Source organism: Lacrimispora indolis DSM 755 (genome assembly GCF_000526995.1).
Lineage (GTDB): Bacteria > Bacillota > Clostridia > Lachnospirales > Lachnospiraceae > Lacrimispora > Lacrimispora indolis.
On sequence record NZ_AZUI01000001.1, the window covers coordinates 6,315,774 to 6,331,550 of the forward strand.

At 47.0% G+C, this 15,777-nt stretch carries 12 protein-coding genes; 3 read left to right on the plus strand and 9 right to left on the minus strand.

Annotated elements, in window-relative coordinates; translation table 11 throughout:
- Nucleotides 1–36: 36 nt before the first annotated feature.
- Nucleotides 37–2,274 carry a helix-turn-helix domain-containing protein gene (locus K401_RS0130570; protein ID WP_024296530.1) on the plus strand — a complete coding sequence of 746 codons (2,238 nt, stop codon included), beginning with the start codon at nucleotides 37–39 and terminating at the stop codon, nucleotides 2,272–2,274.
- The gene (locus tag K401_RS0130575) at nucleotides 2,261–3,595 is read left to right on the plus strand and encodes a serine hydrolase domain-containing protein (RefSeq protein ID WP_024296531.1); all 1,335 of its coding nucleotides are present in this window, start codon (nucleotides 2,261–2,263) and stop codon (nucleotides 3,593–3,595) included. Before K401_RS0130570 ends, K401_RS0130575 begins: the two co-directional genes overlap by 14 nt.
- Nucleotides 3,596–3,807: 212 nt before the next feature.
- Here K401_RS0130575 and K401_RS0130580 read toward each other — a convergent pair whose 3' ends face one another.
- Genes K401_RS0130580 through K401_RS0130595 form a run of 4 tightly spaced genes read right to left on the minus strand, consistent with a single transcriptional unit; the run spans nucleotide 3,808 to nucleotide 8,417 of the window.
- Entirely contained in the window at nucleotides 3,808–5,019 is a 1,212-nt protein-coding gene (locus K401_RS0130580; protein WP_024296532.1) for an ABC transporter permease, read from the minus strand.
- A gap of 12 nt (nucleotides 5,020–5,031) precedes the next feature.
- Nucleotides 5,032–6,240, minus strand: coding sequence for an ABC transporter permease (locus K401_RS0130585; protein ID WP_024296533.1), 1,209 nt, complete (start codon nucleotides 6,238–6,240; stop codon nucleotides 5,032–5,034).
- The gene (locus tag K401_RS0130590) at nucleotides 6,231–7,025 is read right to left on the minus strand and encodes an ABC transporter ATP-binding protein (RefSeq protein WP_024296534.1); all 795 of its coding nucleotides are present in this window, start codon (nucleotides 7,023–7,025) and stop codon (nucleotides 6,231–6,233) included. The genes K401_RS0130585 and K401_RS0130590 overlap by 10 nt, the downstream gene beginning before the upstream one ends.
- A 12-nt stretch (nucleotides 7,026–7,037) precedes the next feature.
- Entirely contained in the window at nucleotides 7,038–8,417 is a 1,380-nt protein-coding gene (locus K401_RS0130595; RefSeq protein WP_024296535.1) for an efflux RND transporter periplasmic adaptor subunit, read from the minus strand.
- Between the two features lie 394 nt (nucleotides 8,418–8,811).
- Here K401_RS0130595 and K401_RS0130600 point away from each other — a divergent pair, with 394 nt between their 5' ends.
- Nucleotides 8,812–9,447, plus strand: coding sequence for a superoxide dismutase (locus K401_RS0130600; protein ID WP_024296536.1), 636 nt, complete (start codon nucleotides 8,812–8,814; stop codon nucleotides 9,445–9,447).
- Nucleotides 9,448–9,572: 125 nt separating this feature from the next.
- Here K401_RS0130600 and K401_RS0130605 read toward each other — a convergent pair whose 3' ends face one another.
- The 5 genes from K401_RS0130605 to K401_RS32195 all read right to left on the minus strand — a co-directional run bounded on the left by K401_RS0130605 (nucleotide 9,573) and on the right by K401_RS32195 (nucleotide 15,703).
- Nucleotides 9,573–10,745 (minus strand): efflux RND transporter periplasmic adaptor subunit, encoded by a 1,173-nt coding sequence (locus K401_RS0130605; protein ID WP_024296537.1) that lies wholly within the window; start codon nucleotides 10,743–10,745, stop codon nucleotides 9,573–9,575.
- Nucleotides 10,746–10,771: 26 nt separating this feature from the next.
- Complete coding sequence (locus tag K401_RS0130610; protein ID WP_024296538.1) at nucleotides 10,772–11,452, minus strand: efflux RND transporter periplasmic adaptor subunit; 681 nt, start codon at nucleotides 11,450–11,452, stop codon at nucleotides 10,772–10,774.
- A gap of 116 nt (nucleotides 11,453–11,568) precedes the next feature.
- Complete coding sequence (locus tag K401_RS0130615) at nucleotides 11,569–13,404, minus strand: ABC transporter ATP-binding protein (RefSeq protein WP_024296539.1); 1,836 nt, start codon at nucleotides 13,402–13,404, stop codon at nucleotides 11,569–11,571.
- Nucleotides 13,401–15,131, minus strand: a complete 1,731-nt coding sequence (locus tag K401_RS0130620; RefSeq protein WP_024296540.1) for an ABC transporter ATP-binding protein — start codon at nucleotides 15,129–15,131, stop codon at nucleotides 13,401–13,403. The genes K401_RS0130615 and K401_RS0130620 overlap by 4 nt, the downstream gene beginning before the upstream one ends.
- Before the next feature lie 65 nt (nucleotides 15,132–15,196).
- Nucleotides 15,197–15,703 carry a MarR family winged helix-turn-helix transcriptional regulator gene (locus tag K401_RS32195; RefSeq protein ID WP_024296541.1) on the minus strand — a complete coding sequence of 169 codons (507 nt, stop codon included), beginning with the start codon at nucleotides 15,701–15,703 and terminating at the stop codon, nucleotides 15,197–15,199.
- Nucleotides 15,704–15,777 lie beyond the last annotated feature (74 nt).

Below are 15,777 nucleotides of genomic sequence, written 5' to 3' on the forward strand. Positions count from 1 at the left end.
CTATAATTTCTTCATACGAAAAAAGGAATGGTAAACATGAAAAAACAAAACAACAGCATCCCATTTAAAAATCAGCTGATGTTGTCCTACATTATGATACTGGCAATAATTCTTATTATCGGAGTGATCCTGTATTACATCTCCTGCTGTCAGGTCAAAAACGGCATCAACAAGCAGAACCGGCTCACCCTCTCCTCCTCTGTCACTCAGCTTGATTACACCATGAAGCTGATGAATGCGGCGGCAAGGCAGACCTCCTCCAATATCCTGTTTAATGACCTTTCCCATCTCACAGGAGAGGAAGGACCCGATTTTTACCATCTGGCCTATCAGACCCAGCTGAGTTTAAAATCCATTACTCCGGTAGAGTTTCTGCTTCCCATCAGCAATTCTTTTATTTATATGAAAAATTCCAAATACGCAGTTTCCTCCACCCTGTTTTCGGATTATAATTTTTATATCCGGCACAATACAACGTATCAGATCGAGCCCAAACAGTTTTCCGACGCCCTTTTAAACAGCGTGTTTTGGAACAAATTCATTCCTTTCGGACATTTGCAGAGTACAGCCAGGAGCTTTCTCTACATCCAGCCTCTCTCCGCCTCAGTTGTTAAGGCGGGAGCAGATTCTGTCCTGTGTTATGAATTCGACTACGATCTGATCACAGCATATTTTTCAGACATGAACTTATATGGAGAAGGGTACCTGGTTGCTTACGACAAGAACGGCTCCCAGGCATTCCTTCTGTCAGGCGCGGGGGAAGTTAGCAGCTTTGACACCTTAAAAGGACTGGATTACAGTAACCAGACCGCCCACTTCGCCCCAAAGGGAAACCGCAGGGAAATGTTAGTGACCACGGTTTCCTCTTCCTATAATAACTGGACCTATTATCTGGTCCAGCCTGCGGACAAAGCTTATTACTCGATCCTCCCTTACCAGCGTTTTTTTACGGCCATTACCATTGCCTCCTTTGTCATCGGCGGAATCATAGCAGGAGTTTTTTCCTCCTTCGGCAGCCGCTGCCTGACCCAGCTGGCAAATGAACTGACCGTAACGGAGTCCATGGCCACCTCTTTAAACCTTCTGGTGGAAAAGCAGAAGCCTGTGGTCATTGAATCCTACATGAGAAGGATCATGGAAGGAAGCATCACCACCAACGATGAAATGCAGTACATCATAAGTGAGCTTTCCTTAGACCGGCCGGATACGAAATTCCACGTTTTATACACCGAGGTATCCCCCTCCGAGGATTCCATGATCCGCTCCAATGATCTGGAGCTGTGCCTTCAGAACTATGACATGCTGGTAAGGGAGGCCCTGCGCCGCTACTATCCTGATACCGGATATATATACAAGCCGTCTGACCGGGTATTTGCCGTTTTAATTGCCTCCGACAAATCTGTCCCCCAAACTCAGACCATCAGCCGGGACAGGGATATTTTTATTGCCCTGCACAAAGAGCTTCTGGAAAAGTACGGAATCTGGATCAGCGGAGGATTAGGAGACAGAAACGGTTTCATCTCTTACACATGGAAATCCTACCAGCAGGCTAAGGAAGCGAAATCCATTACCACTGGGGAAAAATATATTTTAAGCTGTGATTTCACTCATTCCAGCGATGTCTATTATTACCCGGAAAGCCTTTCCGTCCAGTTAAGCGGATTTATTTCCATAGGAAACAAGGACCAGGTCCGTGAGCTGTTTAAGCTCCTTAAGAATGAAAACACCGGAAAAAGAAACCTTTCCTGCACCCAGCAGCGCTGGCTGATCTCCGATGTACGTGCTACTGTATTCAAAAAGAGGCACAACATCATCACAGACAGTCTGGCGCCTGAAAAATTAAAGCTTTTGGACATGATCGACAAGCAGTTTGAAGGAGAGATGAGCCTGGACAGCTTGAAAACCATTGCAATCCAGCTGTGTGACGTATGCGGCTCCGAAGGAAATGAACTGATCCTTAAAATACAGGAATACATAAACAGCAACTATCACGATGCCAATTTGTGCCTGACAAAAATTTCCGATGAGTTTGGGATTTCAGAAAATTATTTCAGTTATCTGTTTAAAAAAGAGGTATCAGAAAACTTTTCCACCTACTTAGAGCGGCTGCGCATGGCAAAGGCAAAGGAAATGATCCTGGAATCTGACACAAGTCTGTCGCTCCTGTACCAGTATCTTGGATACAACAATGCCGCCTCTTTCCGGCGGGTATTTAAAAAGAATTTTGGTGTATCACCAAAGGAAATGAGGGATAAAGTCAATGCAAAACAGTAGATTTAAGAATATTCCGGAACTTACAGAAGCCCTTTGGCTCAGGCTTAAGGAAAGCGGGCTGCCTATCCACAGCTTTCTTGCCGAACAGGGAGGCACGATTTTGAAGGAGACTTATAATGCCCCCTATACTGCCTCAGATCTTCACCGCATGTTTTCCATTACAAAAAGCTTTTGTTCCCTTGCCACAGGCTTTCTTTATGCAGATGGAAAACTTTCTCTGGATGACAGGATCACGGATTATTTCCCGGAATACTGTTCCTGCGGGGAGATTCATCCCTGGCTGAAAGAGATGACCATACGCCATATGCTTTCCATGGAAACCTGCCACTCCGCCACCACATACAAAGCGGATCCAGGCAAAAACTGGGTGGAAAGCTTCTTCACCACGCCTCCCACCCACAGAAGCGGTCAGATATTTCTTTACGACACCTCTTCCAGCCATACGCTGGCTGCCCTTGTAAAAAAGCTGACAGGAAAAGGGGTTCTGGATTATCTAAGGGAAAAATGCCTGGATGAAACCGGTTTCTCCAAGGAGGCTTACATCATCCCGGATCCATTTGGTTCGGAAATGGGAGGCTCCGGCCTCATGGCCCGCCCCATGGACTTATTAAAGCTGGGCCGGTTCTGTATGGATACCATAAAAAATGGAACAGGGAAATTTGCAGAGTATTTAAGAGAGGCAGTTGCCTTTAAGGTTCCTACCATTCATTTCGGTCAGACTACAGATGAACAGCATGGATACGGATATCAGTTCTGGCGCATCCGGAATGGGTTTGCCATGTATGGCATGGGGGGCCAGTATGTCCTTTTTTATCCTGATTCTGATCTGATTTTCGTTGTCACAGCGGATACACAAAATATAAAAGGCGGAAACCAGAAGATCCTGGACTTGATCCATGATGCGGTTGAAGAAATCCAAAGCGGCCCGGAACAGATAAGGAAGCAAAAAGGTCCCGGAGCCTGGGATGTCTCTTACGGGCTTTGTGCAAATCCAGGCGGTTTTTCCAGGCTTTCCCTCTCCTTTGGTCTGGAAGATGGTACCCTTGTTCTCTCCGCCCCTGACTCTGCCTTTCATATTCCATTCTCTTTTCACAGCCAGAAAGTAAGCATTCTGGAAGAATATAAACAGAGAATAGCCGTACAGGGAGTGTGGGCCGGACCCGATTCCCTGTACTTACCGGTCCAGATCGCAGGAGAATGTGTGGGGTCCATCCATTTCCTGCTCCGGCTGTCTGATAAAAGGATCACGGTGTGGATGAAAAAAATAGAAGAAACATACTTTCATGAATTTCAGGGATTTTTGGAAGGGGTAAAAGAATAATAAAAAATCTGTATCCAATATGCAAAAACAGGTTGGAAAGTCTGTATCCATAAGACTTTCCAACCTGTAATAATATAACTTATCTAAACTTGCAACGCAAGTGAGGATAAAAGGGCTGTTTTCAGCCCGTTCATCCGATTATGGGAAGTGCTTTTTACTTCCCATAATATAACTTATCCTCACTCTGGGCTCATCAGGTCTCCCGCACTTCTTTATTCATACCTCAGGGCATCGATGGGATCTGCCTTTGCCGCCTTGGAAGCAGGGTAAATGCCGAAGAACAAGCCAACCAACGCCGAGAAGCCAACTGCCACCAGAACAACCCCCGGTTTTATCACCACCGACAGGCCAAAAAGCGCTCCTCCTGCCAGCACAAGTCCTCCGCCGACCACAACTCCCAGGATCCCGCCAAAGGCGGAAAGAATGGCTGATTCGGTTAAAAACTGGATCAGAACATCCCTTGTTCTTGCTCCCAGAGCCTTTCTGATCCCAATTTCTCTTGTTCGTTCCGTAACGGATACCAGCATGATGTTCATGATCCCGATTCCTCCTACCAGAAGGGAGATGGCTGCGATCCCTCCCACGGCAGCGGACAGGCCTCCCATAAGTGTGTCCGCACTTCCCATTTCACTGGACACAGAATAAAAGGTGACATCTTCCTTGTTCCGGTTTTTGGACTTTGCCACATAGGAGGTGAATCTTTCAGAAAAGGAATTCATGTCGGTTCCCTCCTTTGCATAAAGGCGCAGGCTGTAAATGTTGTCATTGGGCCAGGTCAGCAGGGTATCCGGCACATATCCTGCCCTGGTCTCGCTGGCCCCGGACATCATTGCTTCAAAGGGATTCTGGTCCAGCCGGTAGATCCCCACAACGTTGTAATCGTCCGTAACGCCGTAAATGGTGGTGCGGAAGGTTTTTCCCACCGCATTTTCCATTCCGAACAGAGCCTCCGCCCCCTTTGCCTCCAGCACGACATTGTTTTTTCTTCCTTTAATATCAGCCTCATTTAAATTGCGGCCATAGATAATGTCGATCTTCTGGACCTGGGGATAATTGGCGTAGATTCCTTCAAACCCGTACTTGACCTTATTGCGTCCAAAGACAGCCTCTGCATTGACGCTGGCATTGCTGTCTAAGTAGGTGATTTCGTCTCCGAATACCTCTTTCACCCGATCCATTTCGTCCAGGGTAAAGTAATCGCTTTGCCTCATATCCTCCCCATCCTTTGGCCAGACATAGACATAAGCCAGGGTAACTCCCACATTTTTATAAAGGTCAGATACCATAAACCGCATGGTATCTCCGATCGATACAATGGCAATGACGGATCCAATGCCGATGATTATCCCAAGCATTGTCAGAAAGGACCTCATCTTGTTGGCCTTGATGGCATGTATGGCCATACTCATATTTTCCAGCAGCATGATGTTCCCCTCCTATTCATATCTTAAGGCTTCAATGGGATCTTTTTTCGCTGCCTTGGAAGCCGGATAAAGCCCAAAGAATATACCTACTAAAGCCGAGAATCCTACTGCCAGGACCACTACAGAGGGCCTGATGACCACGGTCATCTGAAAAGCGGCTCCCCCTGCTTTCACAAGAGCGACTCCAAGAAGAATTCCGATGATTCCTCCGCAGGCCGACATAAAGGCAGACTCCGTCAAAAACTGGATCATAATGTCTCTTGTCCTCGCGCCAAGAGCCTTGCGGACCCCGATTTCCCTGGTTCGTTCCGTAACGGAGACCATCATGATATTCATGATCCCGATGCCTCCTACCAGCAAAGAGATGGCGGCAATTCCGCCAACAGCGGCCGCCATGCCGGAAAGGCCGGCATCCACGCTTCCCATCTGCTCGGCAACGGACATGGTCCGGATCTCTGATTCCGGGCGGCCCTTTAACTTTGCCACGTACCTGGTAAGTTCCGACAGGAATGCATTCATATCCACTCCATCCCTGACATAAAAATTCAAGTCCTGAAAAAGATCATTGGATTTTGTTAGGACCGTATAAGGCAGAAACCCTGACTGGGTCTGTCCGTTTCCCATTAACATGGCCATCATGGGGGAAATATCCTTATGATAGACTCCAACAACCATATACTCCTGGGTGTCTTTATTAATGGTCATGCGGAAGGTTCTGCCAACACAGTCAGCCGTGCCGAACAGCTCCACCGCCCCCTTATCCTCCAAAACCACATGATTTGCCGCTCCTTTTACATCCGCCGTATTGATGGCTCTTCCGTAAATGATATCCAATGGCTGTACATCGGTATAATTGGAATCAATCCCCTGGAATTGATACTTAACCTTTCTCCGCCCATTGACAGCCTCTGCATCGGCACTGGCATCGCTGTCAATATACTGGATCTTATCCTGGTAAACGTCCCTGACACGGTCCATTTCATCCCTGGTAAAATAATCCGACATCCGAAAATCCGTCACATCCCAGGACACCATAATGATGGCCCGGTTAAAGCCTACATCCTTATAGGCATCGGAAAATAAATTCCTCATGCTGTCTCCTACGGATACAATGGCGATCACCGCCCCAATGCCGATGATGATTCCCAGCATGGTCAAAAAGGATCTCATTTTATTGGACCGTATGGCGTGAAGCGCCATACTCATGTTTTCTAACAGCATGGCGTCCCTTCTTTCTCCATATTTTCAGACTCTTCCTGTTCCTGGATCTGAGGAACATTGAGCTCATCGCTGACCATCTGCCCATCCCGAAAACGTATGATCCTCTCTGTAAAAGCAGCAATATCCTCTTCATGGGTTACCAGTACAACAGTAGCTCCCTCCTTGTGAAGCTTGGAAAACAGCTCCATGATCTCCTTTGAAGAGGCGGTATCTAAGTTTCCCGTAGGCTCATCGGCCAGAATCAGGGGAGGCTCATTTGCCAGCGCCCTGGCAATGGCAACCCTCTGCCGCTGTCCTCCGGAAAGCTCATTGGGCATGTGCTCATACCGGCTTCCAAGACCTACCCGTTCCAGAAGCATTAAAGCCCGCTCCTCCCTGGATTTTTTGGATATATGGGCATAAGTCATGGGAAGCTCCACATTTTTTAATGCAGAGGTCCTTGATATGAGATTAAAGGACTGGAATACAAATCCTATTTTGCGGTTTCTGATGGCTGATAAATCATCGGCCGGAAGCTCCGCCGTATCAATGCCGTCAAGATAATAATGCCCCATAGTAGGCCGGTCTAAGCACCCTAAAATGTTCATGAGGGTTGACTTTCCTGAGCCGGACTGTCCCATAATTGCTACAAATTCTCCCCGCTTAATGGTTAAGTTTACCCGCTTTAATCCCAGCACCTTAATGGAGCCGGTATCGTAAACCTTTACCACATCCACCAGTTTTATCAAATCTTCCTTAACATTCTCTGTTACGCGGGCAGGAAGCTTATCCTTTTTTTTCCACATACTTCCTCCCCCTTACTGAACCGGTGAAATCACGGTTACTGCCATTCCTTCTGTAAGCATAGGAGTCGGGGCATCAATCACCTGCATCCCTTCCGTCAAGGCTCCCTCTTCTTCCGGAATGATCTCTGCCTGGATATCGCTCTCCACTCCGGTTTTCACAGGAATAAAGGTTACTGTTTTATCCTTTACACAGGCAATGGCCGTGCTGCCGTCAGGCTGCTGGATCACTGCTGAAATTGGAACAACCCATACATTCTCCGCCTTTTGAAGCTCAATTTTTGCCTTGGCGGTAATGCCTGCGATCAGCTTTGTATTCTGGTCAATGATCCGTATGGTGGTGGGAATGACCCGTTCCGTGGAACCATTTCCCTTCTCCTCTCCTGTGGGAGAAATGGCGGTCACCTCTCCTCTTGCGGTCTCACCGTTTAAAATATCCGCACTGATTTCCACCGGCTGTCCTATGGCAACCTTTCCTATGGAATACTCGCTGACATTGATCTTCATTTCCAGCACATCCAAATTGTTGATGATGAACATGGGTTTGTCATCATCGGTTTTATCTGCAAAACGGCCCACCTTGCAGTTGACTCTTACTACAGTCCCCACAATGGGGCTGGTGACCTTCGTATTATTTAATGCTTCCTTCTTCTGTTCCAGTTCAAAGGCCTCTTTTTCGATCTGAAGGGCATAGGATTCATTTGCCACCGGCTTTCCATTTTTTAAGGTATATGTACTCATTTCCCGCTGCGCGTCATTCATGGTGTTGGATGCAGTCTCAAGCTCCACCTGGGAAGCGCTTCCTCCCTGGTAAAGAGCCAGGGTCCGGTTATAGTTGGCCCTGGCAGTGTCATAATCCTGCTTTGCCTTTGCATATCCGTTTTCCGCTTCCCTCTGCTTATCCCCATAGGTGCTCACAGCCAGGTCATAGGCGTTTTGAGCGATATCCACTTCCTTTTTTGCATCCTTATCGTCAAGGGTCGCCAAGACCTGTCCTTTTTCTACCCGGTCTCCTTCCTTTACCAGAAGCTCCAGGATCTCCGCATGAAGATTGGATACTACTTCCACGCTGTCGGTTCCCTGGACAGGCCCGCTGACTGACAGCATTTCCACTACCTCTCCCTTTGCAAGGGGCGAAGCAGTTACCGGCATAGCCACACTCCCGCCGCCTGCCATCACCTTGAAGGCAATAAAAAAGGCCCCAATGACCGCCGCTCCAATGGTTATGATCTTTCTCTTTTTGCTCCACTTTTTCCGCGGGCCCTTCTTTTTCTTTTTTCCGCCTTTTTCCTCTTCCATCAGGCTTTGCAGCTCTCTATCAAATACTTCATCAGACATTGGCTCCATTTCCGCCCCTTCGCCCGCTTCCATCTCATTGTTCTTAAATCCGTTCATGCCCTTTTCCCTCCTGTATCGGTGACACTTCTTTTTTCCTTATTATAACGGGCTGATATAACTTTTTTAAGTATAAAATTCTTATAATTTTCTAAACTTTTCAATCTTCAAGGACTTTTTCCCGCCATTGATGCCGGAAACAGCCCTTTTTCACTTTTTGCTTCAAATATCATGATGCTTTTTATGAAACCCAGGGAGTTGAGTCAAGAAAATCCGTGATAATAGAAGCCTAATTCCAATGTATTTTGTCTTCAAACCTCTGGATGCAGCATATGCAAGTCTCTCAATTTTCAGACAAACTCTGAATAAAAAAATCATAAATCCGCCTTTATCCCTCACATGCCCTCATTTTCTGAATATACTTATACAGATAATAAAAACAGGGAATCACCTAATGAATGAGCATTATCCATTTGTAAATCCACCCCTACCTTATGATTATGATGCGTTAGAGCCGTGCATCGACACAAAGACCATGTGCCTTCATCATGACAGGCACTTACAGGCCTATGTAGATAACCTCAATAAGACCCTAAAAAACTGTCCGGACCTGCAAAGCTGGTCCTTGAAAAAGCTGCTCTGCAACGCAGACTGCCTGCAAAAAGACGTTCAGAAGTCCGTCAGGAATAACGGAGGCGGAGTTTACAACCATATCTTCTATTTTAACGGTATGTCAAACTCTGAAACCCGCTGCCAGGCCGGAATGCTCTATTATGCGCTGGTCATGGATTTCGGGTCAATAGAAGCCTTTTACACGGAATTCGAGGAAAAAGCAATGTCCGTCTTTGGCTCCGGTTACGCATGGCTGGTTGTGGACCAATGCGGCAAGCTTAAAATCGTAACCACAGCAAATCAGGATACCCCCATTGTTCAAAATCTCTGCCCGGTCCTTACCATAGACGTGTGGGAGCATGCCTACTACTTACTGCACTACAACGAACGGGATGCATACATCCAAAACTGGTTCCAGGTAATAGACTGGGAACGCGCCAATAAGAATTACCGGAAATGCCTGGCATGCAGGAACTAAATCTCCGGCCTCCTTCTCCTCCCGCCAGAAAGCTGAATCTGTTATAAATGAAAAGCACCGCCATTCATCAAAAGGCGGTGCTTTTCTCTGCTCAACTCTTTAAAGGATCCATACAAATATTTAACCTATTTTACAGTCAGTACATGCACCTGTTTGCCATCCTCCAAAGGACTGCTGCTCTGCATCACCACTTCGTCCCCTTCGGAAAGTCCCTGGGAAACTTCATAATAAGCGTTCTTTTTTCTTCCCTCCGTGATTGCTGTCCTGACCGCGCTTCCATCGGAAACCTTGTATACAAAAGCTCCGGAATCGTCGGACTGGATACACTTTGCCGGAATGTATACAGAGCTGTTTTCCTTATTATCAGATACTCTTAAATCTGCTGTCAGGCCGATATAGCTGACCTTGCTTGCCTCTTCCAGCTGCACGGTCACCGTGAACATCCCTGTTGAAGCATTGGTAACCGCGGATATTTCGGAAATAGTTCCCTGGCAGCTTTCGCCTAATGGCTGAAGGCTGACCCTCATGTCCATTCCGGTTTTCAGCTGGTCAATGTCCATGTCAGCCACCTGGATCTTCACTTTCTTTCCGCTGTCGTCAATGACTGTCATGGACTTGATCTGGGGAGAAACCATCTGGCCTATTTCCACATAAACGTTTGTCACCATTCCGGATATGGGGGAAGTAACCTTACAGTCGTCAAATTTCTTCTGTACGATATCCAGGGAAGCCTTGGCGCTGTCCAGCTGGGCCTTTGTAACTTCATAATTACCTGCCTGCCCGTTGGTGGCTGCCTGAAGCTGTACGGCGGCCGTATCCATCTGAGCCTTTGCCCCTTCATACTCTGCCTGGGAAACGGCGCCTCCTTCATACAGGACCTGCATGCGGCTGAAATTATCCCTTGCTGTGTTAAAGGCGATCTCTGCCGGCCTTACGCCTGTATTCTGCTGGTTTGCTTTTTCCGCATTTTTAAAAGCGGCTTCCGCTGCCTGATAGCCTGCCTTTGCCTGCTCCAGCTGCAGCCTTGCATCCTGGTCATCCACCTGGAACAAAACGTCTCCTGAACTTACATGATCTCCTTCCTTTACCGGGATCTCTAAAATCTTTCCGCTGCCGTTTGGCATCACATCAACACTGCTGAGAGCTTCCACGGTTCCCTGCCATACCATGGTAGACAGATCTTTTCCCGATTTCGCCACCGCAACGGTAACCTCAGTCTGCTGATTTTCTGCCCCGCAGCCTGTAAGCGAGCCCAACAGTATAGCCGCTGCCATAAAACCCGTGAATATTTTTTTCATCTTTTCTGACCTCCTGTAAGCCCTATTCATTTCAGATGTATTTTAACTGATGCATTCATGCCAAATACAAGGGGAAGATTTTCTTCGTTTTCGATCGCCACCTTAATGGGTATCAGCTGAGTCACCTTAGTGTATTCCCCGCTGGTGTTAAAGCTGGAATTTCCGGAAAAATAAGTCTGGGTGGCTGGATCAATCTCGGTCACCTGCCCTTTAAAGGTCTTTCCGGGATATGCATCCAGTTTCACATCCACCCGCTGTCCCAGGCGGACCTTCATAATATCTGTTTCTTCCACATTCACTCCGACGTACAGATTTAAGGTGTCAGCTACCAGCGCAAGCTCTGATCCCAGGGCCACTGTCTGGTTGACTGCCCCGTCATTTTTTACCACTGTTCCGGAAATGGGAGCAGTGATATAGGGAAGGACTTCCTGCCGCCCCAGCACCTGGTCCTGCTCCACCAGGTCGCCGTTTTCCACCTCCCAAGACAAAAGCTTTCCGTTTGTTACCGCCTTTACGGAATACAGCTTTGCCGTCACCTTTGCGTTATTTGTTTTAAAATAGGATACGCTTGAGTCATAGACATAATATCCGCCCACGCATCCGGCAAGCACCAGCAGGATCAGAAGGGGAGCTATGATCTTTTTCAGTTTTCCTGCCCCTGTCTTTACTTCCTGATCCTCAACATTGATATGTTTGTTTTCCTGCATATTTTTCTCTCTCCGTTCTGTTATTCTTGAGAAGGCAACGGGCCAAGGTCAAGAAAACCTGACTTTGGCAGATGCCCGTGGAGTCAAATATTCCGCTGCTTTCTGCGGGTATTTGGCTAATCTGCAAACTGGCTGTGATACAGATCCGCATAAAATCCTTTCTTTTCCAGCAGCGATACATGATTTCCCTGTTCTATAATATCGCCGTCCTTCATTACCAGGATTAAGTCTGCATCCCTGATGGTGGAAAGGCGGTGGGCGATCACAAAGCTGGTTCTGCCCTGCATCAATTTGCCCATGGCCTTTTGGATCAGCACTTCTGTTCTTGTATCAATGGAGCTGGTGGCTTCATCCAGAATCAAAACCCTGGGATCAGCCAGAATCGTTCTTGCAATGGTCAAAAGCTGCTTCTGGCCCTGGGATAGGTTGCTGGATTCCTCGTTGATCATCATGTAATAACCTCCCGGCAATGCCCGGATGAATTCATCGCAATGAGCTGCTTTTGCCGCTTCTATGACCTCTTCATCTGTTTTATCAAAATTTCCATACCGGATATTATCCATAATGGTGGCATTGTACAGCCATGTTTCCTGAAGCACCATGCCGAACATGGAGCGTAAATCCCCTCTTGTAAAATCCAGGGTGTCATGGCCGTCAATCAAAATATGTCCGGAATTTAATTCGTAAAATCTCATAAGCAGCTTCACCACCGTTGTTTTGCCCGCTCCTGTGGGCCCTACGATGGCTACCATCTGTCCGGCCTTTATGGCAGAGGAGAAATCGTGAATGAACAATGTATCCGGCGTATAGCCAAAACAGACATTTTTAAATTCCACATTTCCATGAATTGACTGCAGTTTGATGGGTGCTTCGCTTTCCGGCACTTCATCCTGCTCATCTAAAAACTCGAATACACGCTCTGCAGCTGCTGCTGTGGACTGCAGCGTATTGGACACGTTTGCGATCTGGGAGATGGGCTGCATAAATGACCGCATGTATTGGATAAAGGCCTGGACGTCTCCGATCTCGATCACCTTTTCCACGGTTAAATAGCCGCCCAAAAGACAGACAAAAACATATCCTAAGTTACTGATAAAGGACATGATGGGCATCATCATTCCTGATAAAAACTGGGATTTCCAGGCCGATCCGTATAATTTATAGTTGATGGTCCGGAACTTTTCAATGGCTTCCTTTTCTCCGTTAAATATCTGCACAACATTATGGCCGCTGTAGATTTCTTCAATATGGCCGTTTAAGTATCCCAGACTTTCCTGCTGCTTCTGAAAATATACCTGGGATTTCTTCACCACAAACATGATCAGAACCATGGAAACCATAAGAACCAGAACAGCCACCAGGGTCATCCGGATGCTGATGGATATCATCATGATGACAATTCCAACCAGAGTTGTCACAGAAGTGATGATCTGCGTCAGGCTCTGGTTCAGCGTCTGGCTGACCGTGTCCACGTCATTGGTGATCCTTGACAAAATCTCCCCGTGAGTCCTTGTATCATAATAATTAAGGGGGAGGCGGTTCATTTTCTCCGAAATATTCTTTCTCAGCTCATAGGTGACCTTCATGCTGATGCCTGACATAATATAGCTCTGTAAATAAGAAAATACGGCAGACACCAGATAGAGCACCACCAAAAGCAGCAGACGGTTTCGTATGTAACGGAAATCCGTTAATAATCCGGTTCCCATCATCCAGGCGATCAGGCCTTCAAACAGCTTTGTGGTGGCCTTTCCTAAAATCTTAGGCCCTGCAATGGAAAATACGGAGGAACAGCCGGCAAATAAGACTACCACAAATACCGAGCGTTTGTACGGCTCTAAGTAACGGGCCAGATGAAGCATGGTCCCTTTAAAATCTTTTGCATTCTCTGGCTTGCCCTGAAGCCCGCCTCTGCCGCCAATGGGGGAACTGGATGGTTTTTTCTCTGTCATTTCAATTCCTCCTCACTAAGCTGTGATAATGCAATTTCCCGGTAAACATCACAGGTTTTCATCAGTTCCCGGTGCGTTCCTTTTCCGGCAATCTTCCCGTGCTCCAAAACAATGATCTGGTCCGCATTCATAATGGTGCTGATGCGCTGGGCAACTAAAAAGATGGTGCTGTCGCCTGTTTTTTCATGAAGAGCAGCCCGGAGCTTTGCATCGGTTTTAAAGTCCAGGGCGGAAAAGCTGTCATCGAACACATTCACAGGTGCTCTTTTTACAAGTGCCCTTGCAATGGAAAGCCTCTGTTTTTGTCCTCCTGATACGTTTCCTCCTCCCTGGGCAATGGAGGTTTCAAAGCCCTCTGGCTTTGAATTGATAAATTCCATGGCCTGAGCCGTACTTGCCGCCTCTTCCACCTGTTCCCTGCCGGCCGTCCGGTCTCCGTACATTAAGTTGCTTTCAATGGTTCCGGAAAATAAAATCCCCTTTTGGGGAACAAATCCTATAATATCCCGCAGCTTATGAAGGGGCCAGGCCTTGATATTGAGCCCATCAATGAGGATCTCCCCTTGGGTCACATCATAAAACCTGGGAAGCAGATTCACCAGAGTACTTTTCCCGCTTCCCGTGGCGCCGATAAAAGCTGTGGTATGTCCCGGCAGTGCCGTAAACGTGATATTATGTAACACATCCTCATCTGCATCCGGATACCGGAAGGATACGCCCCGGTATTCCACAACGCCTTTGGGCTCCTTGGGAAGCTCAGCCTCAGCCTCCGGGTCCCCAATGGAGGGTTCTGTCTGAAGCACTTCCACCACACGCCTGATGGATACGATGGCCCTTGGGATCATGATGAACATCATGGTCATCATCAAAAATGCCATGATGATCTGCATGACATACTGCATATAAGCCATCATATCTCCCACCTCCATCCGGAAGGAGGATACTGCCTTTGACCCCACCCATATGATCAGGAGGTTGGTTAAGTTCATGATCAGCATCATGGCAGGCATCATGCCCGAGGTAACCCGGTTGACAAATAAATTTGTCTCAGTCAGCCTTGTATTCACCTTTTCAAACCGTTTTTCTTCAAACCGCTGGGTATTAAATGCCCTGATCACCAGCGTTCCTTCCAGGCTCTCTCTTACTACCAGGTTTAAACGGTCAATGAGCTTTTGAACAAACTGAAAACTAGGCAAAACAACCGCCAGCATGCTGAAAACCACCACCAGCAGCAATCCCACGGAAAGAGCGATGATCCATGACATGGATTTGTCTTTGTCCAGCGCGTGTATCACGCCTCCCACTCCCATGATGGGAGCATAAAATACGATGCGGATCACCATGACGATCAGCTGCTGGATCTGGGTGATGTCGTTGGTGGTCCTTGTGATCAGGGATGAGGTGGAGTATTTTTCCATCTCTGCATTGGAAAAGCTCTCTACCTTTGCAAAAATGTCCTGACGCAGATTCCGGCTGACGCCGGCGGCTATTCTGGCGGCGATAAGGCCCACCAGAATCGTACAACAGGCACTGATAAAAGCGATTCCCAACATTTGAAATCCAATTTTAATGATATAGGAGGTGTTTCCCGTTGTAATTCCCTTGTTTACGATATCAGACATGAAGTCAGGAAGTGACAAATCACATGTTGCCTGACCAAACAGCAGAGCCACTGACATGGCTATAAACAAAAGGTAGGGCTTAAAATACTGAAAAAATATCTTCAAACCGATTCCCTCCTTTCCTTTCATCTCTTATGTGCTTTTTAAAACCCGTTGTTAACTGTCCCAATCTATTGGCGTTTTTCCTCACTTGTTTCCTTTTCCTTCACCATTAAATTCACTTCTTTTTCCATCAGTTGCGAAAACTTTTTCCACAATTCAATTAATTTGCATGCGTCTTCTTCTCCCATGGCAATGATTACCCGTTCCAAAAGCCCGCTCATCGTTTCAGAGCATTTCTTCCACATGTTCTCCCCTTCTTCTGTCAAGAAAACGCAGATGTTCCTGCGGCTTTTGGGATCTATTTCCCTGTATACCAGGCCCCTTTCTTCCAGTGTATTCAGCATCCGGGATGCTGCCGATAATGCGATATTCAGCCTTTTTGCCAGGGCAGATACATGAATACCCCTGCTTTCCGGGTTTTCATTCATGGCAGTCCGTATTTGATGCAGGGCAAAAAATTCACTCTGGGTGATTCCTTCCGTCATACAATTTCTATGGATCCTTTGCTTACTTCCCATCATCATGGCTAATTCCGATTTAAACTTTTTTATGTATTCTTCCTGTCCATCCTTCACAATAAAACCCCCCTGTTTTTCCTTACTTAACATTGTTAATAATTTTCAATGTTTATCATTCTACATCCGTTTAA